Below are 26,982 nucleotides of genomic sequence, written 5' to 3' on the forward strand. Positions count from 1 at the left end.
TTTAGATTTCTGTATTAGTTAAAACCGTAAATCTTATTGCAAAAACGATAGCCAAGAATGATAACCTGTCTGCCGACTTTACTTTTTAATTGTAATGGACGTCCAAACTTTCTATTTGATATAATCCGGTACAATCTCTTATTTTTACTTTTGAGGTATGCCCAAAGGTCTTTTCTTTTTTCAAGACTTTCAGATGTTCCCTCTTTGACTAAAAGTGCAGAACTTACAATCATCATCATAGCAAGATATTTTGTAAGGTATGCCTGTAATTTTTTGTTTTTGATTGAAGACAAATCATGTGCATCAATCATCAATTTGGTAACTTTGAGCTGCTGGTCAATACGCTTAATCATGATAGCTTCGTTTACAGACTGGTCTTCTCGACCAATAAAATACCTGTAAAGGTCTACATCAAGATAGAACATATTTTTTACATATGGTAATGGAATATAAGCATATAAATTATCTACATAAAATGTGTGTTCAGGTAATTTAAGGTTGCATTCTTTTAATAATTTGGTTTTATAAATGATTGAGTGCATAAGTAAATTCTGACTCATTTTAAAATGCTTTACATCTTTCCAGCTGATAAATTTGTTGCATGGAATAGCACTGTGATAATTTATTGCTTTATGTTTATGAGCACTCGGCTTTTCATAGACATAGTTGCATATTAACATGTCGAGAGGCTTTGTGTCAGTTACAGTCTCACGCAAAAAATCCAATACTTTGAGCAGGCTTGTTTTATCAAACCAATCATCACTGTCGAGGACTTTAAAGTAAAGACCTGTTGCATTGGCAAGACCTGTATTTACTGCAGAGCCGTGTCCGCCGTTTTCTTTATGAATTGCACGTACTATACCCGGATATGCCTTTTCGTATTTGAGTGCAATTTCTAATGTGTTATCGGATGAACCATCATCGACAACAAGGATTTCAATGTCATCTCCACCTACAAGAGCTGATTTTATTGCCTTTTCCATATATTCATGTGAATTATAACTTGGAATTGTAACGCTTAATAATTTCATAATATCTCCATTCGTTTAAATAATTATAGTTTACCATACCTATATTATATAATGAAATTGACACAGATAAAAGTAAATATTTCTTAATTATTTATAACAATTTATTATATTTAGTACAAGAAATAATTAAGAATTGATCATATTAGCAAAGCTGAATATTTTTATATGGATGTCATGGAAGTGGATGTTTGTAAGATTGCCGTTAGTTATCTGAGTTTATACCAAATTCAGAATTATTTGTATAGACAATACAGGGTGTGGATGACTTTAAAAGTTCCTGTTGCATTAATTGTGATGAAAGAGAAGTGAGTACGGTTTTCTTTATATCACCATAACTGTTGTACGAACAAAAAACTGTGTTTAAGCAAGTTGTGTCTTCAGGAAGTAATGAAACATTAGTTATAGTATTTTTGTAGGAAGGTAAGGTTAAAAGTTTGGTATCAGCATTAAAAGAATCATTAAAAGTTATTGTGTCGTTTTCAAAATAAATCTTAGAATTGTTTATGCGGAACCTGTGGAGAACAGGAGATAACAATTCTTTGCTTTCATAATTATACAATTGAAAAATGGCATAATAATTATTTCCGTCGTTTAAATAAAGGTTCATTTTATCGATTTGATTTTTGAAGTCTGCGGGCGTGTTTTCAGAAAAGTTAAATGTGCATAAAGGCAAGTTAATACCTATTCTGTAAAGACGTACATTACAATAATTTATTTTATTGTAATCAACATTACTGCCTACGTTAATAGGCAGTAATGCTTTTGTATAATTGGTTTTCTCTGTGCTTGGCGGAGTTATATTAAAGACAAGATATTTTGACGTAAAATCATTGAATGAAAAACAAAATTCAGATTTCAATGTATATGTATTATTATTTTCCGAGTACACTTTGACATAGTAATTTTGATTATACGAGAAATTAAAAATGTCTTTTTTAATATTGCCGCTAATATCAGCGTTGTCGGTGTGAGAAAGAAATTTTTGATTATCGGATATAGTGATTATATCCGCATCTGTTTGTGAGGATAAGGATGATTGTTCACTGTCTGTAAGCAAAAGATTTCCAAGGCTGTCAGTGAAAAATGTTTTTAATGCTGTCTGGTCATCAGGAGTATTGAAGGCTGTGTAATATGTTGCAATTTCTATTTTTTTTGCTGAATTATCATTTCCTGCGATATTGAAAGATAGAGCAAGGTTTTTGGAATTTTCATTATGCAGTATGATATTTTTGCATATTGCTTTTGTGACTTTTAGAGATATGTTATCACAGTATTTTGAAAAATAGTTTTTGTATGAAACAGACATTGTCACATTTGTTGCTTTTGGAAAACGAATCATATAATATCCGTTTTTATCTGTTTTGGCAGATACAGTTATATTATTATCTGTAAGGGTTATATCAGCGTTTTCAAGTGCATGTCTGTTTCTGTCAAAAACAAAACCGGTTACAGCTTGTCCAAGCATGTGTTCATAATAATTAATGTTGTAGGTTTCTTTAGATAAAGTGCAGGATAATCGGTATGTTCCATCCATAGAACGGTCACCGGGAGATAATAACTTTATGGAAGAATTATTTAATTCATATGTGATATAGCGTCCGTCGTCTGACAAAGATTTGAAGTTTCCATTTGCAAGACTGTTATCTTTTGATAATGAAATGGATGAATTTTCAACCTGCGACTGTTGCATTATTCTGGCACATTTTAATTTAACAGTGAAATTTATATTATTTACATGTGACGGCGGGCTGAATAATTCAGAGTTACTTTTCTTGTTTATTTTATTTGTTTTATATTTTATGGTTATATGTTTTGTTAAAATTATACTTTTATTTTTGTTTTTAATTTCAGCTTTTAATTTGACAGTTCCTTTTTTTTTCGCTAATAATAATCCGGTATTTGAGTTAAGTTTCGCAAGCTTTTTATTGTTTATGGAAAACCTGACAGATGAGTTTTGTGGTTTATTTAAAATGATATATTTATAGGATTTGCCTACATATATTGTATTATATTTATTTTGAAATTTTGGAGTGGGTTCATTTGTATTTTTTGCACCTGAAATTTTAGGAATATATAAAAGGGTTATTGTTAACAGAATGATATAAAAAAATATAAATAAAATTGGATGTGCAATAAATAATAAATCGTTTTTATTGTTGTTTGATTTTGAGTTAAAAATAGTATTCATAAATATCATCTCTCTTTCTTTAATATATTATTTCACAATATGGAAGTGCTTTTTTTAATTTTAAAATATCTTTTTGTGTAATGCCTGTATCGGTTATACATAGCAGTTTAAGTGATTTCAGTTTTAAAAGCGGCTCTATGTTTTTTAGTTTTTGGTTGTATGATAAATCAAGATTTTTAAGGGTTTGTATTTGAGGTAACATACTGATATTGTCAATTGAATTTGATGAGATAACTAAAGTATTTAATTTTTTTAGTTTAGTCAGAGCATCAATATCTGTTATTTTATTTGAAGAAAGATAAAGTTCTTCAATATTTTTAAATGCAGTAATTCCGGTTATATCAGTAATGGAATTGTCATTTGCAGATAATATTTTTAGTGAAGCTGCATCAATATTATTGCCTGCAATATTATTTAATATGTTAATAGATATTGATGTTATAATATTTTGTTTAACATCAAATTCTTCAAGCTGCAACGTGACAGGTTCGTTTGTAACAGTTACAATTTCAGTTTGGTGTGCCATGGGTACTTTGTCTGTATTTGAAATAAAAAATATATTATACAATGCTGCACATGGCAGCAGTATAGCAAGCAGAATTGCTATTGTAATAAAGGCGGGTGTATTAAAAAATGTAACAAGTTTATTTGTGACGGCATCATCAGCTTTTTTTGTTATTGGTATTGTTTTTAAGCTATCAAATAAACTGTCTGAAGTATTTATATTCAGATTAAAGTTGTATGTATCTGGTCGTGTTTTATTTTTTTTCCCGTATGTTACCAGAGCATTTTTAAATTCATATACTGATGCATATCGGAAAGCCTGGACTTCCGAACATGCTTTATTTATTATATTGATAAATTTTTTATCAATTTTAGTTTGTTCGTTAGTATCAGTATTATTATCAATAGTTTGTTTGTTATGTATATTGCAAATTGAAAGAATAGTTTTTGCTATTGAATATTCATCTGACAATTCATTGATAATTGTTTGAGAGCCGGTTGACAGTGAATTAAATTCGGGAGGTGAAAAACCGGGGGTCAAATATAAGTTGGCGTGTTTAATTTTTTTAACCGTTTTTTGCACAGAAGAGTAGTCGCCTATACAAAAAGAATTGTCCTCATTCACAAAAATATTATCGGGAGAAATATCCAAATGTAAAAATTTATTTTTGTGTATAAAAATTATTCCAAGGCACAAGTCAATTGCTAAATCAACTAAATTGTAAAAAGTCAAATTATTTGAAGATAAGTGTTCTATAAGCGTTTTTTTATATGGAAAAACAGCATAAATAAATTCATTTTGTTTTTGAATTATTTCCGGTTTTAATAAATATTTATTGTCCGACTGCTTTAAAATCATAAGCAGTCTATATTCATCCTTGTTGCAAACAGATATTTTTAATATTTTTATATTATTGTTTTTATCAAAAAATTTTAATACGCAGGTATTATTTGATACATAAATATTTTCAAAAGAAGAAACAATTTTTCGGATTTTATTTGGCAAAAATTTTGTTGTTATGGTGGTGTCCTTTCTTCTTTTTATTGTAGTTTGATTTCTTTTAGGCATAGTAACCTTAACCCCCTTTCTTTTTATAATGTGACACGTACGGTACAAGTTGATGTTTTGACAATCTGATTGTGAATTATCTTTAATTTAACGACAGCCAGCCCGGTGGATTTTGCGGTTATTTTTCCGGAGGAAACAGATGCAACTTTAGGGTTGGTAGTTGTCCAAATGTATTTACAACCATGTAAATTTGCAGGTTGAGTAGTAAAATTTAATTGCAGTGAATTTCTTTTTTTTAATAAAATATAATGTTTTGAAAGTGAAATTCCTTGTAGTTTAGGTGTGAGTTTTTTGTTATTCTTTTTGGCTGCATGTTTTTTGGTGTTAGTTTTAAGTTTCTTATTTTTGCGTTTATTTACTTTGACAGGCTTTGTGCGTGTTGTCTTATTTTTGTGTTTATTTATTTTGACAGGCTTTGTGTGTGTTGTCTTATTTTGTGTTGCTTTATTTGTTTTAGGTTTGCTGTTGGCAGCTGTATCTTTTTTGGAATTGCTGACAGCTGTCTGGGGCTTTATATTGTTATGTTTTTTACTTGTAGTTTTGTTTGTCTGTGTTTTCTTAATTTTATCTCCGGTTTTTGGTTTGTTTGATGTGCTGCTTTTAGTTTTTGATGTCTCGGTTTTTGTATAAAGAATATATATTTTATTATTAACAGTTGATATGCTGCCTATAGAAATATATATACATGTTTTATCTGATATGTCAGATAGCGGAGTGGATAAGTTGATGCATAAATACGACGATTTTTTCTGTAATTTATAATCAAGCTCTTTGTATGTGCTGTCAAATATTTGGATATATTTTTGTGAAATAGTTTCACCGGGGCATTTTATATATAATGTATAGTCAGTTTTAGGGCTGCTTATATAATAAAAGTTTATTGCTGATTTGTTTAAGGTGTCACTGTAGATAACATCTTTGTTTAATTTGAATGCCTGTGTCAGTTTATTGTGTGGGGTATTGATAATTTGCGTCTTTTTGTCTGAGTTAAAAATAGAGTTTTTCGCTGATGTTTTTTCGGATACAACAAAGAAAAACATTAACAATGTTATAGTGAAAATCAAACTGAATATCAGCTTTCCTGATATGAAAAGTAAGCTATGTAATCCAGTCTGAAATATGTCTCGAAAATAATGGTATGTTTTATATAAATGTGTGCGGTTTTTCATGGTATTCCTTTCCACACATCAAATAATAAAATTAAGATGTTTCACATTCTAATATGTTTTTGATTATTTTTCCAGTGTCAAAAATAACAAAAATTATATTTATTTTTGTTAAAAAGTTACAATAAAAAAGAAACAGTCTGAAAAATTAAACTGTTTCTTTTTTTGACGTTCTGTATTTATAAATTATATAACTTCAACTTTTAAATCCTTTAATTTATATAACTTACAAATACATATCCGGCATTTTTAAATGTGCTGTCGGCTGAGTTAAGTGACGTTGTTGTCTTTTTGTGTGTTACAGGGTCAAGCCATGTAACTGTATTTCCTGTGTAGCCTGTTATTACTACTGCATGAGAAGAACTTAACATACCGACAACAGGTTTTCCACTGCTGACAAAATAGAGAATTTCATCGAGTGTACATCCTGTAAGGTCGACAGGCTGGTTAATTTGCTTTTTGAGCATTGACATTAACGAACTGCCTTTGATTTTCGATTCTTCTACCTGTGCCTGAGCCGCCTGCATAAGCATATATGCTGAGCCTTTTATGCTGTCGGTGGTTGAAGGATAAGACATTCCTGATACTTCTTTTGAAAGGAATTTTCCGCCACGTTCCCAAATAATATGTGTCTTATTATCCATAACAACGCCCATTTGTTCATCGGCTTTTTGGATTGCTTTGGCTGCATTTGTAGAGCTGGATGTTATTTGACCGTAAGCATATATATAATATTTTACAGGTGTATCGCCTGGCTCTGAAAGATGCAATGTTGTATTTTCAGTTACCGTTACATGCTTTGATTTTTGTATTGTCGGCATTTGTTTAATGCTATAACCGGACGGCATGCATATATATTTTTCGGTAAGCGATTGGTTTGTAACTCTTTTTGTAACTCGTATGGTTGTTGCAGTTTTTTTCTTCTGATTGAGTATGCTGTCAGAGTTGGTAGCTTTGAAACCATTTCCTGATTTGCGTACTCTTTTTAATCGTATGACATTGTCATCGACAGTTGCAGAAATAACGTAAATTCCCTTGTTCTGATATTCTCTCTGTATATTGCCGTTGCAATCTGATATTACAAGTTTGTAGGCAGGCTGAACAAGTTCACCGCTGCTGTTTTCATAAATATCTTTATTTTTTACAAATCCGTAAACTACATTGGCGTCAATTGTGCCCAGAACAACAATACTTTGTTTTGATTTTGCCGTAACTTCGAGTTTTTTTGCGGTATCAAGATTTAATATAGTAATCTTTTCTGCATAATCGGAACTTGAAGCATTTGACCATACAAAACATTTGGCGTCCTGCATCATTGAAAAATTATCTTTATTGGCATTTTTTGTAAGTATTTCATATTTTCTTGATGATATATTATAAGCGTATACAACATCATTTATGGAGAAATAGAAAATATTTTGTTTATTTACATAACAATATTTACCAAAGTCCTCTTTTAACTGCTGGTAAGTTGTCTCAAGCGGAATGTATACACGCTCGGTAATCAGATTTTTTGAAGGATTATAGTTGTAAAGTATAATACCTACACGTCCCTCGTAATCACCGCAGTTCATATAGCCGTAAACCACAAAATTTATGGTGTTTTTGTCGTCAAAGTTAAGTATTTTTATATTGTGCTGGTCATAACAGTCTCTGAGATAGTCCGTTTTTTCCTGTGAAAAACTAAAGACTTCATGAAGTGTATTCCGGTCTAAATTGTAGTACCAAAGAGAACCGTTGCGTACAAATGCAACTTCATTTGCTTTTTCGTTTGTGGTAATATCAAAATTTTGCTCGTTTGTTATTCCTATTTTAAATTGGCTTTTCTTGACGGAAATTAATTTTGGATTAAAATCAGCTTCCATATTTCTTTTAAAATAAAGAAGATAAATTCTGCCGCCTGAATAGCGGACTCTGTAAAACTCCTTTATAAGAAAAGTTTCATTGCCTGATGAGGTTTTTGCACGCACATAGTACTGATACTGTATAGCCGCTGTTTCGACGTTTATTTCCTTTATTGTAGGAATTGTTTCGGAAATAACTTTTGGACTTAATTTGCCCCACGTAACAAGCTCAGGAGAGGAATTTATATCTACGTCGGCATATGATGAATTACTTGAAGTATTACTTTCAAGGTAACTCTGATACTTAAACTTTTTATTTTGTTTAAATGTGGCATTGTGGAAATTAGTTACAAACTCTAATTTCTGTTTTAAAAAGAAATCCGTATTGTCATAATATTTTATGCGTGTATAAAAATATATTTTTTTACTCATGCTTGTTGTAAGCGTAAAACACATTCCGTATTCGGTGCTTGTATCAATACTTTCAGACAATTTTATTTTCAGTGTTTTATAACCGTTTTTTAAATCAAATGCTGTAAGAGTATTTGTTTCTATTACTCTGTTGTTTGCGATGTCTTTTAAACTGTAAGTAAGCTTTTTTATTTTTAATTTGTTTTCTTTTAATTTAATATAAAATGATTTGTCTGATGAGAGAGGAGTAATTGAGTCTCTTACTGATGAACTGTTTAATTCACTGCTGTAGCCGTGAAGTGTATTTATGGTGTAATCGTTTCCGAGTTGAAGATACATTATTGGAAATGTTGCCGTCTGGAGCTCTGTTGCACTTGACGTTCCGACAGATGCTTCAGGAATCATTTTTCTAAAGAGAAAAACAGACACTCCAAATAATAAAAATAATGCTACTGCTTTATATAAATGTTTCAAGATTGTCCTCCTAAATAAAAATGTATTATTCAATAAATTAGTATAGTATGAAAAAACCGTACACGCAAGGTTGTTTTTGTATATCTTGGGCAAATTGCAATGAACTTAATAAAATCTTAAGCATATAATGTAGAGAAAATATTTAATGGTGTATTTTTATGAAAAAAAATATATTAAATGGAATGTATATGAATGGAAATATAATGCCTTTAGCGGCAGTGGAAGTATTAAATAATAACGGATGTTTGTGCGGTATGGAACAGGGAGATGAATATAAGTATGACTATATTATGCCAATGGAGTTAAGGGTTATATTAAAATATATAAATGATGAGTGTGATAAATACGAATACGAAGACAGTCCAATGTTCGATGAACTTCCGGATGCAATGTTTGTGGATGGGATTGTTAAAATGGTAGCAGAAAAATATAATGATGAGCAGAAGAATAATGATTTTTTTGTGGATAAAAACGGTGATTTGTTAATCTATGCACTTTTAATCGGCGTGATTGTTTATAGAAAAAACAGACACGCCAGCATTAAAAGTAAAAGCAGAATATAGTTATCAGTCATTTAAAAGAGAATTGTATACTTCACGTTTCGGTATTCCTCTGTCGGCTGCAACCTGTTTCATTGCAGATTTTTTATCCATGCCCTGTGTAAGGTATATATCCATATGTTCCTGAATGGTTATTTTTTCCCATTCCTGAATAGACTGTTCTTCAAGTTGTCTGTGGGAAATACCTTCTATGACCATAACATATTCGCCCTTAGGAGCTGTTGTATTGTAGTATTCCATTGCAGATTCAAGTGTCATCTGCTGGACTGTTTCATGCAGTTTTGTTAGTTCCCTGCAAAGAGTTATTTTACGGTTTCCTATATATGAATAAAGTTCTGCCAATGTTGATTTCAAATGGTGCGGAGCTTCATATATTATTGTTGTACGTGTTTCGGTCTTGAGAGAATCAAGAATGAGTTTTCTTTCTTTTTTATCTGTTGGAAGAAATGCTTCAAATGAAAAACGTCTTGTCGAGAGTCCGGATAAAGTAAGCGCAGTAATGCATGCACAAGCTCCGGGGAGAGATGTGACGGTTATGCCTGCCTGGTATGCCTGTTTTACGATTTCTTCTCCGGGGTCTGAAATACCCGGTGTACCGGCGTCTGTAACAAGTGCAATATTTGTTCCGTTTAACATTTTTTCAACAAGGTATTTGGCTTTATCTATTTTGTTGTATTCGTGATAACTTGTCATAGGTGTTTTTATTTCAAAATGATTGAGCAGCTTTATTGTGTTTCTTGTGTCCTCGGCGGCAATCAAATCAACTTCTTTAAGTGTTTTTATTACTCTGAAAGTCATGTCTTCGAGATTGCCTATAGGTGTTGCACAAAGATAAAGTGTTCCTGTTTCGGAAGTGTTTTGTGTCATACTGTTCCTCCATATATATTTAAAAGTTGTGTGGTATATACACCGGGAGTATCATATACGATTATCGGTGGCTCAAATTTAACAAACGGTTTTCCGTTTTTTACGGCTTCAATCAAAACCATGTTTGGCTCTTTTGAAACAAAAGGCTGTACCATACATATTCGTTTTGTTTCAAGTTTGTATTTTGCAAGTGTGCACAGAATTTCAGTCATTCTGAATGGGCGATGAACCATATAAAATCGTCCGCTTGTTTTTAATAATTTTGAGGATTCTCTTGCTATGTCATCAAGCGTACATAATATTTCATGTCTTGCTATTGCTTTTGGCATATCGGGGTTTTTGATACCGTGATTGTCATTCATATATGGTGGATTTGTTGTAACAGCATCAAAAACAGCCGCACCAAAAATTTGTGAAGCTGTTTTTATATCCCCGTTTACAATATCAATTTTTTCATCAAGATTATTTAGCAATACACTTCTTTTTGCCATATCAACGCTTTCTTCTTGAATTTCAAGAGCACTGTAATGCTTTGCTTTTGTTTTTGCAGAAAGAAGTATCGGAAGAATGCCTGTGCCTGTTCCAAGATCAAGTACGTTGTCGTTTGTCCGTATGGTTTTTGAGGCGAACGATGATAATAATACAGCGTCCATACCAAAGCAGAATTTTTCAGGATTTTGTATTATATGCAGATTGTTTAATTGCAAATCATCCAGGCGTTCACCGTCTTTTAAATGTATATTATTGTTCATATATAATTCCTATTCAGGTTTAAAATTATTGTAGTTGTTGCTGTAACCACCGTTGTTATTGTTGCCATTGCCACGACGGAAATTCTTTTGTGTGTGATGATAATTTTCACGATTACCATGTTTGCCTTTTTTTTCAGGATAAGTATCGCGAGAGTTATTTTTTTGCTCAAAGTTCTTTTTAGGTTTATTAAAATTCTTTTTTTGCTGGCGTTTAGCCTTAGGGTTATTTTGCTCGTTTTCTTCGGCAAGATCCTCAATGTCACCTTTTTCCATCTGTTCAAGTTCTTTTAATGCATTTTCGTCAAGTTCTTCATCAGGAAGTGTAAGTCCCGGTGAAGCAGATGTTCTTTTTACATTCTTTTCAAATTTGAGGTCATCTACATGATATTCTCTGACTTCTTTTTCATCGTTTTCTTTTGTGATAACGACTTTGACAAGCTGTTTGAGAACGCTGACACTTTGTACTGTACCTTTGTAACCGTCTGAAGTTGAAACGTTTTCATTTATATGAGGAAGACGTTCGTTCAGATATTCATAGGCCTCCTGTTCGTTTTTCAGACAACACATGAGTCTGCCGCACACACCGGAAATTTTGCTTGGGTTGAGTGAAAGGTTTTGTTCTTTTGCCATCTTGATTGAAACAGGAGCAAATTCTGAAAGAAATGTATGGCAGCAGAGAGGTCTGCCGCATATACCTATTCCTCCGATAAGCTTTGTCTCATCGCGCACGCCTATTTGCCTGAGTTCAATTCTTGTTCTGAAAATCGATGCAAGGTCTTTTACAAGTTCTCTGAAATCTATTCTGCCATCAGCGGTAAAATAGAAGAGAAGTTTATTTTTGTCAAAAGTATATTCAGAATCAATAAGCTTCATTTCAAGACCGTGTTTTGAAATTTTTTCAAGACATATATCAAATGCTTCTTTTTCTTTCTCTTCATTTTCGGCATTTATTTTGTCATCTTCACTTGTTGCTATTCTTATAACCGGTTTTAAAGGCTGTACTACTTTATCATCCGTTACCTCTTTTTTGCCGAGAACAACAAGACCATATTCAATTCCGCGGGCGGTTTCTACAATTACATGGTCACCCTTATTTATGTCAAGATTCGTAGGATCAAAGTAGTATACCTTACCTGATTTTCGGAATCTAACTCCTATAATTAAAATCATTTTTTCCTCCATATATAAAATTAACTGCCGGCCACAATATAGATGTAACCAGCAATTAAAATCAGTCTTTCATTGTAAGAATCATTAATTCGATTGTGACATCGAAATTTACGTTTGCTTTGAGACGAACTTTCGCTTTGTCAATTGCGGCTATGATATTTTCGATGTCCTCATAATTTCTTTTTGTTGCCTGTTCTGAAATGGCTGAATATTCGTCACTGTATAATAAAAGATTGGCATCTTTCGTAACTTTAAACATAAGGACATCACGATACCATAAAAGCATAAGGTCAAGATAATCATTTATATCATTTTTATGATTTGCAAACTCTTTTATTGTATCCATAATGGAAGGAACATCCATTGAATCAACATTTTTGAGAAGTTTAAGTACCTGATTTTTCATTTCAATAAAATCACTTGAACTTGCAAATCGTATTGCTTTGCCTATGTTTCCCTGACAATAGTTGGCTGCTATCTGTGCCTGTGAATCTTCCATTTGAAGTTTGTTCACAAGGTAATTGCAGATTTCATCTTTGTCTAACGGATTCATGGTAAGTGTCACGCAGCGTGATTGTATTGTAGGAAGAAGACTGTCCACATTTTCTGTGAGAAGTATAATGACAGCATATGCGGGTGGTTCCTCAATTGTTTTTAAAAGTGCATTTTGTGCCTGTTCGGTCATTTTGTTTGCGTCAGGAATAATATATATTTTATATTCGCTGCTGTACGGTTTGATGGAAATGTCGTTGTTTAACTGTTCTCTGATATCATTTACACTTATGCTGGATTTGTCATGGGTGATATATATAATATCAGGATGATTGTGAGACTCTGCCTGTTTGCATGATTTACATATACCGCATGCGTCGCCATCAGAAGTACGGTTTTCACATTGAAGTGTTTTTGCAAGTGCAGATGCAAGCGTCTGTCTGCCGGAACCATCTTCTCCGTTGATAATATATGCATGTGACAGATTGCCGAGTTTGATAGCAGTCTGTAAATGTTTTTTAATATTTTCCTGGCCGATAATGTCATTAAAGTTTGCCATATTAAACCTCCGATTGTTTATGATTATGAAAGTAAATTATGTGATAATATCAAGTATGAGACCTCTGATTTCGTCAATTTTTCCAAGTATAGCCAAGTGGTCTTTTTCTTCTCTTAAAAGTTCTGCGGCCAGTTCGTCCAAGGTCTGATTTATTTTTTTTACGATACCATATACTCGGTGGCGTCCCTTTTTATCAAGAAAGTTCTCACGGCTGAATTCATGGGAATGTGAAGCTATTTCATTCATAAATTCTTTTATAAGCCGACGATAATTTTTCATGTCTCTTATATCCATGCGTTTACCAAGCTTGTCACCCTGTTGAGTAATTTCTTCCATCATGGTAAAAAGAGTTGCCTGCAGTTCCTGCTCTTCTATGGTACTAAGCAAAGTAAAACGAAAGGAACCATCTGATTCTGATGTTTTTGCTGCCTGTTCAATCTGTTGAAGCTGCTGCATAGGTGTAATTTTTAAATCCAAAGACAATCCCCTCCTTTTCCTTGACTTATACGCAAAAATAACTGCACATAACGAAATTTTGTCACAAAATTTATTATGTGAATGTTTATGGATTTATTATATCACAAATTTATATCATGTATCAATCGGTGAATAAATATGACACTTTTTTCCAAATGTCTGCGGCAATTTCATCTATAGAGTTATTTCCGTCAATAATAATTATATTTTCTGTCTGTCTGAGTTTTTCTATGAGTTCGAGATATTTTTCACGAACCTGGGTAAGGCGTGTTTTGTTTTCAAAAAGTTCTGTCTGAAAACGTCCCTGAGCCATTCTTTCAAGTGTAATTTCAGGAGACACATCAATAAATATATGGCAGTCGGGGCGGAGAATTTTAAGTGCTTGACTGTTTAAATTCATTACCCAGTCAAGGGGGGCTTTCACACTCTGATAAGCATAGTTTGACAATACAAATCTGTCTGAAATTACACAAATTTCATCTTCAAGTTTGTTTTTAAGTCCGTTTGTGCCGTTGTTGATGTGGTCAAGCCTGTCTGCCGCAAATAAAGCGGCAAGGGCAGCTTCGTCCATCTGCATGCGGCCTGTGAGACATTGGCGTATCATAACGCCGATTGGCCCGTCAGATGGTTCTCTGGTTTCAAGACATTTTATATTAAGTGCTTCTATTTTTTGTTTTAAAAGATTTATCTGTGTTGTTTTGCCGCTTCCATCAATGCCTTCAAATACAATAAAGCTGCCTTTTTTTTCTGACATGTTATTTATGCCTCCTAAGTTTATTTTAATCCTAATAATACAGTGTAAGCCTGTGTTGTACCGTTCTCAAATTCTACATTAAATGTCCATGTTCTGTTGTCGTTTGTAACAGGAGTGCTTATTTTCTTTACTGCTGCATTTGCTGTAGGTGTATTGATTCGGTTGTAAGTTTTCTGGTTCACCTGACAGCTTACATTTGTAAGACTGCTCAGAGGAACTTTTGTTGCATAATTGCTGCTGTACTCAGTTGCTCCGGCTGCTACATATTGTGCTGCTGTAAACTGTGTAGTAAATAAAATACCTGTTGTACCGATGTCAGTTATTTTATTTGTTGTTGGTCCGAGTTTTACAACAATATTATCAATAAATGTGCTAGGGTCAAGTCTGGAAGCAGTTAACACTACCGGCACATTTACAAGTGTGTGGTCAGTGTCACCGAGGTCTATTGTAAATGTCCATACAGTGCCACCGTTGCTTGCCTCAGCATTTTTAACAATATATTTTGATTTTTTGAGTATCATTGTGAAACTTCCACGTGTTAACTCTGAAAATTTTGTACCGTAGTCAATAAATCCGCCGCTGGCATCATAGAAGTTACATGTAAGATTTGTAGTACTGATTACACCGTTTACAGTTTTGTTATTATGTGTAAATGATATATTTCTTATGATGTCGCTTGCTTTTAATTTTGCTATATTTGGAAGTTCACTTGTATCTTCTTTAACTGTTACTTTGAAGCTTCCGACTCTTTCTTTTGTAGATGTTCCGGTAACTGTTTCAAATACGGAAATTGAAGTTACACCGACTTTTAAAGGAGAGATTACAAGGTAATCCTGGTCTGCATCTGTACCTCCTGTTGTTACAGTACAGATTGAAGTGTTCTCTGCCTCATAATGATATGTTTTTGTATGGTCACGGCAGTCAACCGGAAAATCACCGTAAATGTCACCATCGACCATTGTCGTAAATCCATTTAAGCTGAGTTCTTTTTTTATTGAAGCCGTTGTTACGGTAACTTCTACTGTCTCATCGAGAGTGGTAACTTTGTTGAGATAAGTTTCCTCTATTTCCACGGTAGTTGTTCCGTGTTTTGTTGCAACCATATCGTTTGAGATAATGCTTGTATCCTTTGGCTTGAATGAATAAGTTGCACCTGAGCGCCGGTTTGTTATGTTAATTCCCTCATAATCGGAGAGTGACAGAGTTGCACCAAGTCCTATTTTAATAGACTGGTTGGTTTCTGATATGAACGGTTCATTGGTGAGTTCAAGCTCAAATGTTCCGATGGTTCTTGTCTCGCCGGTAAATTTTGTCTCTATCATAGTTATGTTAAAGCTTTTAACACTGTTTCCGGTGACTGTTGATATAATGCCGCTATTTGACAAATCAAGATATTTGTATATATCTGTTGAATCTGAAATCAAAGAATAGACTGCATTTTCATCGGTGTTCTCAACAATTTCATCTAACGGAAGAGTGTTGAGGTAGGCGATTTTAAAATAGTTAGTGCGAAGAGATGCACCTATTACAGTAAGTTCAATGCTGCCTATTTTACGATTTTTGTTATTGTAGATTTCGTGTATAGTGAGTGAAGTAGTACCTGCTTTCAGACAAGTAATAGCACCGCTTGTGGCAACAGATGCAACCTGTAATGAGCTGCTTGTAATCTCATATTCGGCTGATGTGTTCTCGCTGCTCAGATAATCAGAAGGGTTAAGAACATCCCCTACTGTGGCAGTTACTTTTTTATAATCACCTTTTAATAAAGATTTTTTTACTGTTACTTTAAATGAGCCGACACGTTTAAAGTTTCCCTTGTATTTATAACGCACATTGATTTTCGCAGTACCTTTTCCACGGCCTGTAATAACACCTTTTGCGGAAACTTTGGCAATAGATGTTTTGTTTGAAGTATAAAAATAAGTTGCGTTTGTAATTTTATTTTTTAAAGATATTGTATATGTACCGTTTACATAAATTGATGCCGAAGTTTTTTTTAATGTTGTTTTTTTGGTAGCAGCAAATGATTTGTTTGAAAAGCAGAAAAACGCTGCCAAGACAAGAAAAAGACTTACAATAAGCAGTCTGTATGTCTGTTGTTTTTCGTTTTTGTTTGTAGTCATACTTAGTCCCCCTTATATGTGTATATTGTTCATCTTTATGGTGTTTTTCTGTTTGCTTACATTTGAAGAAATAGAAAAAACGGTATCTTCAAGAGAATGAACTTTGTTGTATTGCATAATGCCGGCGTTTACTGTAAAAGGTTCGCTTTGACGCTGTTTGATGGCATGTAAAAATTTGTTGACTGCGGCTGTTGCCTGAAGTTCGTTTGTTTCGGCAAACAGGCATATTATCTGTTTATTTCCGAGTCTTGCGATAATATCGTTTATGCGGCATTCTGTTTTTATTATGCTGGCACATTGACAAAGACAATATAACTCTCTGTCAGTTTTTTCACAGTCAATCTGAAAAACGGCAAATGATACAGGATTGTTGTATCGTTTGTGTCTTTCAATCTCTTTAAATGCATCGTCATAAAATCCTCTTTCACTTAGCAATCCTGTCAAAGGGTCATTTCTTGATACGGCATTATTATAAATCAAAACAGGGTCATAATTTTGTCGCCTTGCTGCCATCAGCTTAAATTTTAATGTTGCCTGTTTGAGAGAATGCATTCCAAGGCATACTTTCCACGAATTTCCGTCATAGGCAACGTATTTGTGAGATACATTCTGCGAAGTTTGTGACAATTGCAAATCGGTGTCGTTTATCACAACTGCAAATTCTGTTACCTGTGGATAAATAATGCCCTCGAGACGGCATTTATGATAGTTTTTGTAAAAAGATATTCTGTAATCCTGCATTTCAAAACATGAGTTTACAGCTTCTTTCCAAGCACTAAATTCTTCAAGTGAAAATTTTTCCTGATCCTCTAGCGTAAGGCAGGAGTAAGCATTCGTCCAGTTTCTAGTGAGAAGTGCGTGAAAGAATCTGTCAAGAACATCTTTTGCTGACATACTTGTCAAAGAACAGCTGAATGAGGCAGCAGTATAAACATTTTTTGAGCGCATAGTGCGGTTTTCAAGCCATTGTTTATGATATGCTGTTCGTTTATCAGGGTTTGAAAGAATATTGTATGCTTCGTTTATCTCGAGCATACGCTTGTCCTCGTTGGGATTGTGGCTTACATCAGGGTGGTACAATGTACAAAGTTTTCTATAGGCTGCTTTGATAACATCAGGCGATGCATCATAATGTACCTGTAAAATCTGATAATAGTCCTTAAAGTTAAAAGGATAAATTTTAATACACCCCCTCATTGCAAGCAAGGGCAAGCCAAAAGCCTGCCCTTATTTGTATATATTAACTTACTTTTAGTTTGAATTTCATAACGGCACGTTCGTCATCGACAGGAATTTTTTCCATAGATGCACCGAGAGCTGTCATTTTTCCTTCAAAGTTTTCATATCCACGTTCAATAAAATGAATTGAGTCGATAGTTGTATAGCCTTCTGCTACAAGTCCGGCAACAACCAATGCCGCACCGGCACGCAAATCAGGCGCAGTTATGGCAGCACCCGTAAATCCCTCAACACCTTCGATAATTGCAACATTTCCCTCAACTTTGATGGAAGCTCCCATGCGGGAAAGTTCGTCTACATATTTGAAACGGTTTTCAAATATGCTTTCAGTAACGGTACTTGTACCTGTTGAAAGGGCGAGAAGTGTTGCTATCTGAGGCTGCATATCCGTAGGAAATCCCGGATATGGAAGAGTTTTTATCTGAGTATGACCAAGTCTGTGGTCAGAAGAAACTCTTACAGCATCATCATATTCTTCAACTGTAGCACCGATTTCTATAAGTTTTACGGATATTGCCTCTAAATGTTTTGGAATAACATTTTTGATGAGGACATCACCGTGTGTCGCAGCAGCGGCAACCATAAATGTTCCGGCTTCAATCTGATCCGGAATTATTGAATATTCGCTTGAGTGGAGTTTAGATACACCGTTTATACGGATTTTATCTGTACCTGCACCCTTAATGTCTGCTCCCATGCTGTTAAGGAAGTTTGCTACATCAACTATATGCGGTTCTTTTGCGGCATTCTCAATAACAGTACGACCCTCAGCCATACAGGAAGCAAGCATAATATTTATAGTAGCACCTACAGATACAACGTCGAGGAAGATATGATTTCCCAGAAGTGAGTCTGCGAAAGTGTTTATCATACCATGTTCGATAGTAACTGTAGCACCGAGTGCTCTAAAGCCTTTTAAATGCTGGTCGATAGGACGGCTTCCGATGTCACAGCCTCCCGGAAGAGCAACCTGTGCTTTTTTATATTTCCCAAGTAATGCACCGAGAAGATAGTATGAAGCTCTTATTTTTCTGATAGAATCATAGTCAATGGTAATATTTCCGATGGTACTTCCGTTAATTCTTACAGTGTGGGCATCGATGCGCTCAACTGTAGCACCTATTCCCTCTATAGCCTGTAACAAAACATTTATGTCACGAACGTCAGGTAAATTGTCAATAGTAACTGTTTCATCTGTCATGATTGCAGCAGCGAGTATTCCGAGTGCTGCATTTTTGGCCCCCCCGATAGTTACTTCACCCTTGAGTGGAGTACCGCCTTTTATAATATACTGATTTTCCATTTTGCACCTCATTAGAACGGATATTTTTATTTTTTATTTATATCAAGTTTGTTATATTCATATAAGTATTTTTTTATACATGTCTGTAAATAAGAACATGTGTTGTGCATATGTAAAACTATGTCCGTATAGTGCTGAAAAATAAGTGCATTACGCAGACATAGGCAGACTTCAACACATAAAACTATTATAGTCAAATGTACAGTTATGTCAACCTAAAAATTATTAAGAAAAATTTAAGCTGAATATCGTTTTATTATTTTCTGCGATTTTCAAAATATACGAAAGCATCTATTGCATCGAAAATGTCTTTGAAAGTATCGCGTGGTGCAATGTCAATGTATTGCTGCAGTATTTCCTGTTCGGCAGTTCCGTGATATCTGCCGTAGAAGATGTCAAAAAGGTTGTGGCCGCGTACATAAATTTTAATGTTTTCAATATTATCTTTTATATCCTGTTTTGTCTTTATGCGTTTGCCGATTACACGCTGCATTTTCTTGACGCTTGTAAGTTTATAAAGATAGTCTTTGAATTTTTTGTAGAGTATATTATAAAAATCTTCTTCTGATTTTATGACACCTATTTTTGCCATGATTTTTGGGTCAAGGAAATAATTTTCAAAAGAATAATATTTTAATATAAGTACATTTTTTGGCTCTACTTTTGGCAGATTTCCAATATCCTCTTTTGAGCGCTGTGTATAGTAACTGCAGAGCTGCTTTTTGAGATATTTTGGATTTTTTCCGTCACTGTCACGTATCATAAGAAACTGGTCTTTAAGATACAGTTTGTTTATATATTTAAGGTTTGCGTAAGTTTTGATATTTGTGCAGCTGTTTGTCGGAATAATTGTAATTCGCTGTAATTGTCCGTTTTCGTCATAAATTTCAGAATAATATTTTTTCAGCAACAGAGGAAGACGGTTGCTGTCTTGTTTCCCCTCGACAATAAATACAAAGCTTACGTTCATAAGGTCATTTGCAGTGTAGCCAAGGTCATTGAGTATCATGTCAATATCTGTGTTTTGGCGTATGTCGGTATAGTATTCTTCATTTAAGATTACTTCACGTATCTGTTTTGTAGAGAAGTTAAATATAAGGTTAGGAGAATGGGTTGAAAATACAACCTGATTCTTTTTTGAAAGGTTGTAAAGTATCTCACTTGCCACCTTTTGAAGCTGTGGATGAAGGTATATTTCAGGGTCCTCCATAAGTATAATGCAAGGGAGAGTATTTTTTTCATCAATATAGGCTTCGAGAAGTGAAAGCGTATAAATACTTTTAAGTCCCTCACCGAGAACATTTAGCGAGCCGATAATTTTGTCTCTTTCTTTATTGTAGACTTTAGTGTCTACTTTCAACAGGTTATAGATATTATAATTTAATTCATATCGTATTTCCTGCGAAGGACTTCCGTTTATATGAAAATGTTCGTTTACTTTGCGCTCAAATTCACGCAGGTTTGTATGGAAAAGTTTGAACTGGAGCAGACGGACAGTTTCAAAAAGAGTGAGTTCTTCAGGAGTCTTTTTATTTATAAGTCCTATACACTGGAAACAGCGGTTGCATTTTCGCTTTGGGTCAAAAGTACATTCATTTTCTTTTAATTTTTGAAAAGATTCTTTATCATAAAAACTAAAAACGTCATTTTGTAATGCTTCTAAATTGCGTGTCTGGTCTATGTGATAAATTTTTGGAATTATTTTTTCAATGTCGGGATTATGTTTGTTAAATCCGTCATTATATCTTGTTGTTCCGTTTGGGTTGTTATGGAAAGTAAAAGATACGATGCCGTCTTTATATGACGGAATACGTTCTTTAAATTCTTCAAACCATTTTTCAAAGCTGTTTGATTTGCATAGTATTCCTCTTGAATAATAATAATTTAAATCCTCTTCCGTAAATTCAATCTGAATTGAAATATCAATCGGTTTTGCGATGTCGAGAAATTCATGGGCAGGAGCAGGTTTTAAATCCGATGCTAAAAGTAGAGCATCAATTACGGATGTTTTTCCTGTATTATTTTTTCCTACTAATATAAGTGCGTTTTCAATATCGTTAATTTCAAGTTCACGAATTGATTTGTAATTCTTTATTTTAATATAAATAATTTTCATACAGACACCCTCTCTTTGTATAATAATTTATGTTTAAAAAATTTATTTGTGCTTCTTTTTTCTGTCTGTCTTTTTTTTGCGAACGGAATAACCGAATGTTCCAAGTTGTCTGCCAAGTTCAAAGTATGCGCCATGTGAGTAAGCAAGCAGATTTGAATCATTCAGATGAAATGAATTGTTTGCGTCCATGTATTTGTCATCGGCATGAACGGCGGTGACATCTGCAATAAACATATGATGTGAGCCGAGCTCTCTTATTTCTTTTACTTTACATTCAATGTTTACGGGAGCTTCATCTATAAGCGGACATTTTACGGTGTCGGCTTTTGCCTTTGTGAGCCTGCACTCTTTCCATTTGTCAACATCTCTGCCTGAGCGTACACCGCAGAAATCTGTTGCCTTGATAAGCTGTTCGTTTGTGAGATTTATCACAAATTCGCCTGAATTTTTAATCATGTCGTATGAATGACGTTCGGGTCGGACGGATATGTAAGCCATTGGAGGATTGGTACAAATAGTACCTGTCCACGCAACAGTGAGTATATTGGAATCACTGTCTATGTCGCCGCATGAAACCATGACGGCAGGTAACGGGTATATCATGTTGCCCGGTTTAAAACTGGTTTTGCTCATTGTATATATCCTTTCAGTTAATTTTTCGTGAAGCTGCCGGCTGTATTGCAAGTGTAAGCGGCAGCTTGTTATATAGACAGTATAACAAATCTTATCTTTAAAAACACTATTCAAATAAAAAATATTGTGATAGAATTAAGTCAGCGGATTGCTCTTAGCACTTACGGTAAGAAAGACAGCACAGAAGCAGTAGTGAAAGGCAGGGGAAAAAGGTATGGCTAACTATTTGGAATTTGAATCTATGAGTGAGGGTATGGAAGATAAGGTAAAGCAGAACTTGAAGTTTAAGACAGGAAATTTTGTGTGGAAGATAAAGTTTAATGTTCCGCTTGACCCAAAGACTGTAAACAATGTGAACTTATATGTTACATCATTAAATCTTGCACCTTTAAAGACTGCAATCAGATATAATTCTCTTGAAAATGAGATTGAGATTGAACCGATGGAGGCGTATGCACAGAATGAATCGTATATTTTAAATATTACGACAAATGTAAAATCTCTCAACGGAAAACCACTCAAGAAACCTATACAGGTTCAGTTTAAGATAGATTGACAGGCAGTTACATATTTCTCATGTATATGGATAAAATTGAAAAAGAAAATAAAAGGAAAGCAGTTCATTGATTGGACATGCTTTCCTTTTGTTTTAATGATGTTGGGGTCAAAATGTCTTTTGACTCTTGCATCATTTTAATATTGATTTTAGTTTGAATGCAACAACTCTATCCATATGATTTAGGGCAAGTGAACCCGGAAGTGCAGATTCAAAGTTTACATATAGATAAGTTGCATTTATGGCTATTCCCTCGTTGAGTGCCGGTGTGATAACGGTTTTGAGCTTTTTGCCAAGCTTCATTGAAGCAGTGCCGGTTTTTGCCGGTTTGTAAATATTAAGCTCATTTGTGTAACCGTATGCTCTTGAAAGGACAAGTTTACCTCCGGTTGCAAATGTCAGTCCCTGAACGGCAGCAGGAATAGTTACGCTTGATTTTTCTTTTAATGAACTTGTGTCGGAATTTGGATTTACAATTGAGTAACTTCTCAATGTTCCGTTTTTTGTATACTGAAAATCTCCTGTCCATATAAGGTTTTTGTAATATGTCAAAAATGAGCAGGTATAATTGGTTGTAAAAGTTTTTGCGTAAGTAACTTCTTTGTAGGTCATTTTCTTAGTGGCAGCCTGATTTATATCGGAAAAGGCTACGCCGCTTATTTTTTTACCGTTTGTCACCCATACAGTGCTGCCGTCAAAACATATACCGCCGGCGTGGGTTTTGTTTGGAAGTACGGCAACGGAAAGAAGTTTTCTCGTATATTTATCCATTATGTAAATGACGGATTTTTCCTCAGAATATGTGTCATAGGCGGTTATGAGCAGATATTTCTTTGCAAAAGTTATTCCCTGAGGACACATTTTTGTGCTTTCAAATCCGCCGACATTTGTAGATTTTATTCCGGGGATTGTTACGCATTTATTGTAATTTGCATATTTTTTCACCGAAGCTACTTTAGACCATGCAGCACTGTTAAGCAAAGTCTTTTTTGTTTTGTAGTAACTTGGAACTGTAGTAGTCTTTTTTGTTTTTACAGGTTTTACTGTTACCTGTTCTGAGTTTTCACCGGTAAAGCTTTGGGAAAAAGCAGTTCTGTAGGCTGACACACTGTAGATATATGAAGTGCCTACAGTCATGTTTTCATATGTCTTTGAAACATTTGATTTTCCCTCAAGGGTGTCAATGAGCTGATAATTGCCGTCAATAAACTGATATATGTAATAGCCCTGTGCACCGGTTGTTGCAGTCCACGAAAGTCTTACTTTTCCAAAGCCTGCTTTGCCCGTAACTGTCAGTTTTGCAGGCAGAGTAGAAGTTTTTGCTTCATTTGAATAGCTGAGTGCAGGGTGGTTTGCAGTGTCTGTATATGTAAGCAGTTTGTAGCGGTAATTGGTACCTGAGTCAAGCCCTGTATCCGTATATGAAAGAGAGGTTGTGCTTGCAAGGTAGACATATGAACCTGAGCCCTTCTTTCTATATATAAGGTAACCGGTAGCGGTATTATTTTCTTCCCATGTAATAGATATGGACTCTGCTGTTCCCTCACTTATGGCAACGCCGCTGGCAGCAGTTGGTCTTGAAGCGCAGCGGAGTACACCTGTTCTTTCACTTTCAAGTCCGGTATTTTCACTGACACTTGTAATCTGATATGAACATACGGTACCGGGGTCAAGATTAAGGTCAATGTATGAAGTTTCTGTTGTCTGTAAGAGAAGTTCATACGGACCGTCGTTTACGCTTCTGTATAAGTTGTAATAATTTCCGCTTGCATTCTCAGTCCATGAGAGTTCAATCTGGGTTTCTGTCTCTACCTCGGATTTGAAATCCGAAACGATGGAAGGGAGCGTTGCGTCAGAAATAATATTTGATGCGTCACCGGTATTTTCTTCCGTAAGACAATAAGCCTGAACGTAAAAATCGTAGTAGGTAGAGGCATTAAGTCCTGTGACAGTGTATGAATTTGATGATGACAGACCGGAAAGTACAAACTTGGAATTTTCTTTTGGTTTATAATATACCTTATACGATGCGTTGCCGAGAGTATCCCAGACCAAAGTGATTTGGCCGTTGCCGTCAGCAGCCGTCAGTTTGTCAGCTAAAGCAATACCTGTGACTTTTGTGACTGATGAGCAGGTCTTAAATTCCTGTGAGATAGTTCCGTACTGTTTTTGTCCGAGTATATTTTTCTTGTAACATGTCAAGTTGTATGTGACAATTGTCGCTGGACTGAGTTCTTTTATTTCATAGGAAGTGTCCTCCGTATCAAGTGTTGTTGTCTGATTGTTGTATGTAAGTGCAAGACTGTATCCATCAGCATCTTCTACGGAGTCCCATTCAATTGTTATTGCTGACGAGGTGGCAGCAGTTGTGTGGGACGAAGTTACCATACCGTTAAATTCGGGTGTTGCAGATGGTTCCGGGGCGCTATTGTCATCCGAAAAAAATGACAAGGAAGTGCTGTAAACCGAAGCTGCCTTGGTTTTTAATATTCTGGCAGCAAAAAGACATATTGAAACAGCACATACGATTTCAAAGAATATCAAAAATTTATTTTTTTTAAACATTTAACTCTCCATTCTTCCGATGTATGATTATCGGATATTTCCCAATTATACTTATCATTATCTCTGCTGATGCCACGGATTGCTACATTGCTTTTGACAATTGCATCATAATATAAATATATTAGAAAAGCAAATCTTGACGCACATATTTTTCTGAATTACTATAATGTAAAAAAGTGACAATATTAGGTCATAAAAACGGTAAAGGATAGACAGATGAAAATATTTGATAGAGTCAGAAACAAAATAAAGGGCGGATTAAGATTACATCACAGGATGATACTTATATATGTTGTTGGCGGGATGATTCCGTTTATAAGTGCAAGCTTGTATACAAATGCCAAAAATCAGGCAAACATGATAAGTCTGAATAAAAACACACAGAAAAGTGAAATGGAAATTGTCAAAAATCAGATTAGGGATGCTATGACTGTTGCACTGGATGTTTGTGATGAGTTGTATGGAAATTATGAAGTGAACGAAATTACAGGAGAGAAATACAAAAGTATATCGGAATTTGAGGATGACTGTAATGAAAAACTTGGTATAATAGACAGATATCTTAATTATTATAAAAGAGAAATATCAGATATAAAAATATTTGTGGATAATAAACCTATAAGTGCAAACAAGTATTTCTTTTATCTTGGAGATGCCGTCAAGTCGGAAAGCTGGTACAAACCTACAATAGAGAGGGATGGAGAGGCGTGCTGGAATTATGGAAGATGCAGGACAACAAAGCAGAATCATATGCAGGTTACAAGGGCGATAAAGAATGATTATGGAACTATTGTCGGTATACTTTGTGTGCAGCTTCAAAATGATTTTATCGTGAATACAATTACTGAGCGTTCAATGCATACTATACTTTTATTTAACGATACAGATACGATTTACACAAATTTTTCAATGGAGGCGGATACACCGTTTCTCTCAAGAAAATTGAAAAAAATGAAAAATCATGTATTTGCAGGAAGAATTACCGAGGTTGTTGAGGATTATCTGCTTGTATATAACAAAATTTATCCGATGGTTAACAGGCTTGAAGGTGAAAATTCGCCTCATTATACATTTGCAACAATTGAGAGGTATCAGGACCTTACTTCGAATTTATATATGAACAGTCTGAAGAGTTATACGGCAGTTATAGCGGGACTTTTTGCATCGGTAATTCTGATTCTTGTTTTCTCAAAAATGTATGCAAACAGAATGGAACTTCTGAGAAAGCAGATGCATTATGTTGCGATAGGTGAATATGATAAGGTTACTGAAATCTCAGGAGAGGATGAAATTGCCGAGTTATACAAAGAATTGGAAAAAATGATGGATGACAACAAGGCGCTTATGCAGAAAGTTGTTGATGAGCAGGTTCAGAAAGAAAAAATTCACACAAAACAGCGTGAGGTGGAATTTAAGATGCTTGCAAGCCAGATAAATCCTCATTTCTTATATAATACCCTTGAAACAATAAGGATGAAGGCAAAGATAAATAAAGAACCTGAGATAGAAGAACTTGTAAAGATGCTTGCCAAAATAATGAGAAGAAATATTCAGGTCAGTGATAAAAAAGTTACACTTAAATCTGAAGTCCAGCTTATTGAATATTATCTTAAAATTCAAAATTACAGATTTGGAGACAGAATACATTCGCAGGTAATCGTTGATGAAAATGTCGAGATGGATGCGAAGGTACTTCCGCTTATAATCCAGCCGTTTGTTGAAAATGCATTTGTTCACGGACTTGAATCAAGTGAAGATGGGGGAAATCTTACGGTTCATGTGAGCAGAGATATGGGCGTTATAATTGTCAATGTTGAGGATGATGGTGTTGGAATGGACTACTATGAACTTGGAAAACTAAGATATGCCATAAATTCTGGAGAGGCAGCAGAAAAAGGTCATATAGGAGTAAGTAACGTAAATCAGAGACTTAAACTTCAATATGGTGAGCAGTATGGAATTACGGTTGACAGCAAAAAGAACGCCGGAACAAAGATAACAATTCGTATGCCGTTGATTTTTGTGGATGAGTAGATTGTATTAAAAAATTAAATAAATATATTAACTAATTCTAAGGGTAAATATGTCAAAAAAATATGGTTTTATTTTACAATGTTTACCCCTAGAAT

General features: G+C 34.4%; 18 protein-coding genes and 1 pseudogene. 3 read left to right on the forward strand and 16 right to left on the reverse strand.

The window, feature by feature from the left end; translation table 11 throughout:
* Positions 1–14: 14 nt before the first annotated feature.
* The 4 genes from ACZLXV_RS05515 to ACZLXV_RS05530 form a co-directional block, all read right to left on the reverse strand.
* Positions 15–1,031, reverse strand: coding sequence for a glycosyltransferase family 2 protein (locus ACZLXV_RS05515; protein ID WP_022223783.1), 1,017 nt, complete (start codon positions 1,029–1,031; stop codon positions 15–17).
* A 202-nt stretch (positions 1,032–1,233) separates the two neighbouring features.
* Positions 1,234–2,721 (reverse strand): carboxypeptidase-like regulatory domain-containing protein, encoded by a 1,488-nt coding sequence (locus ACZLXV_RS05520; protein WP_482382755.1) that lies wholly within the window; start codon positions 2,719–2,721, stop codon positions 1,234–1,236.
* Between the two features lie 517 nt (positions 2,722–3,238).
* Positions 3,239–4,792 (reverse strand): leucine-rich repeat domain-containing protein, encoded by a 1,554-nt coding sequence (locus ACZLXV_RS05525; RefSeq protein ID WP_022223781.1) that lies wholly within the window; start codon positions 4,790–4,792, stop codon positions 3,239–3,241.
* 1,378 nt (positions 4,793–6,170) lie between these two features.
* Entirely contained in the window at positions 6,171–8,687 is a 2,517-nt protein-coding gene (locus ACZLXV_RS05530; RefSeq protein WP_482382756.1) for a hypothetical protein, read from the reverse strand.
* A gap of 158 nt (positions 8,688–8,845) precedes the next feature.
* On the opposite strand from ACZLXV_RS05530, the gene ACZLXV_RS05535 reads away from it, so the two are divergent.
* Positions 8,846–9,250: a hypothetical protein gene (locus ACZLXV_RS05535; protein ID WP_482382757.1), complete on the forward strand. Its 405-nt coding sequence runs from the start codon at positions 8,846–8,848 to the stop codon at positions 9,248–9,250.
* 3 nt (positions 9,251–9,253) lie between these two features.
* Here ACZLXV_RS05535 and rsmI read toward each other — a convergent pair whose 3' ends face one another.
* From rsmI to ACZLXV_RS05590, 11 genes and pseudogenes are all read right to left on the reverse strand, one after another.
* Positions 9,254–10,114, reverse strand: coding sequence for a 16S rRNA (cytidine(1402)-2'-O)-methyltransferase (gene rsmI / locus ACZLXV_RS05540; RefSeq protein WP_482382758.1), 861 nt, complete (start codon positions 10,112–10,114; stop codon positions 9,254–9,256).
* Entirely contained in the window at positions 10,111–10,866 is a 756-nt protein-coding gene (locus ACZLXV_RS05545) for a tRNA1(Val) (adenine(37)-N6)-methyltransferase (protein ID WP_482382759.1), read from the reverse strand. Before ACZLXV_RS05545 ends, rsmI begins: the two co-directional genes overlap by 4 nt.
* Positions 10,867–11,225: 359 nt before the next feature.
* Positions 11,226–12,036 (reverse strand): annotated as a pseudogene (locus ACZLXV_RS05550) (PSP1 domain-containing protein); the annotation flags it as partial.
* Positions 12,037–12,097: 61 nt separating this feature from the next.
* Positions 12,098–13,087, reverse strand: coding sequence for a DNA polymerase III subunit delta' (gene holB, locus ACZLXV_RS05555; RefSeq protein WP_367335057.1), 990 nt, complete (start codon positions 13,085–13,087; stop codon positions 12,098–12,100).
* Between the two features lie 36 nt (positions 13,088–13,123).
* Positions 13,124–13,564 carry a YaaR family protein gene (locus tag ACZLXV_RS05560; RefSeq protein WP_022223773.1) on the reverse strand — a complete coding sequence of 147 codons (441 nt, stop codon included), beginning with the start codon at positions 13,562–13,564 and terminating at the stop codon, positions 13,124–13,126.
* 121 nt (positions 13,565–13,685) lie between these two features.
* On the reverse strand, positions 13,686–14,318 hold the full coding sequence (tmk, locus tag ACZLXV_RS05565; RefSeq protein WP_482382760.1) for a dTMP kinase: 633 nt from the start codon (positions 14,316–14,318) through the stop codon (positions 13,686–13,688).
* 20 nt (positions 14,319–14,338) lie between these two features.
* Positions 14,339–16,441, reverse strand: a complete 2,103-nt coding sequence (locus tag ACZLXV_RS05570) for an immunoglobulin-like domain-containing protein (RefSeq protein WP_482382761.1) — start codon at positions 16,439–16,441, stop codon at positions 14,339–14,341.
* A gap of 12 nt (positions 16,442–16,453) precedes the next feature.
* Positions 16,454–17,653 (reverse strand): DnaJ domain-containing protein, encoded by a 1,200-nt coding sequence (locus tag ACZLXV_RS05575; protein ID WP_482382762.1) that lies wholly within the window; start codon positions 17,651–17,653, stop codon positions 16,454–16,456.
* Between the two features lie 28 nt (positions 17,654–17,681).
* On the reverse strand, positions 17,682–18,983 hold the full coding sequence (gene murA / locus ACZLXV_RS05580; protein WP_482382763.1) for a UDP-N-acetylglucosamine 1-carboxyvinyltransferase: 1,302 nt from the start codon (positions 18,981–18,983) through the stop codon (positions 17,682–17,684).
* 256 nt (positions 18,984–19,239) lie between these two features.
* A complete protein-coding gene (locus tag ACZLXV_RS05585; RefSeq protein WP_482382764.1) occupies positions 19,240–21,099 on the reverse strand; it encodes an ATP-dependent nuclease in 1,860 nt (619 codons plus the stop codon).
* Between the two features lie 42 nt (positions 21,100–21,141).
* On the reverse strand, positions 21,142–21,732 hold the full coding sequence (locus tag ACZLXV_RS05590) for a flavin reductase family protein (RefSeq protein ID WP_022223767.1): 591 nt from the start codon (positions 21,730–21,732) through the stop codon (positions 21,142–21,144).
* Positions 21,733–21,946: 214 nt separating this feature from the next.
* On the opposite strand from ACZLXV_RS05590, the gene ACZLXV_RS05595 reads away from it, so the two are divergent.
* Complete coding sequence (locus ACZLXV_RS05595) at positions 21,947–22,288, forward strand: Ig-like domain-containing domain (protein ID WP_022223766.1); 342 nt, start codon at positions 21,947–21,949, stop codon at positions 22,286–22,288.
* Positions 22,289–22,420: 132 nt separating this feature from the next.
* Here ACZLXV_RS05595 and ACZLXV_RS05600 read toward each other — a convergent pair whose 3' ends face one another.
* Complete coding sequence (locus tag ACZLXV_RS05600; protein WP_482382765.1) at positions 22,421–24,853, reverse strand: fibronectin type III domain-containing protein; 2,433 nt, start codon at positions 24,851–24,853, stop codon at positions 22,421–22,423.
* A gap of 216 nt (positions 24,854–25,069) precedes the next feature.
* Here ACZLXV_RS05600 and ACZLXV_RS05605 point away from each other — a divergent pair, with 216 nt between their 5' ends.
* Positions 25,070–26,887, forward strand: a complete 1,818-nt coding sequence (locus ACZLXV_RS05605; RefSeq protein ID WP_482382766.1) for a sensor histidine kinase — start codon at positions 25,070–25,072, stop codon at positions 26,885–26,887.
* The last annotated feature ends 95 nt before the right edge of the window (positions 26,888–26,982 follow it).

The organism is Butyribacter sp., from assembly GCF_056818865.1.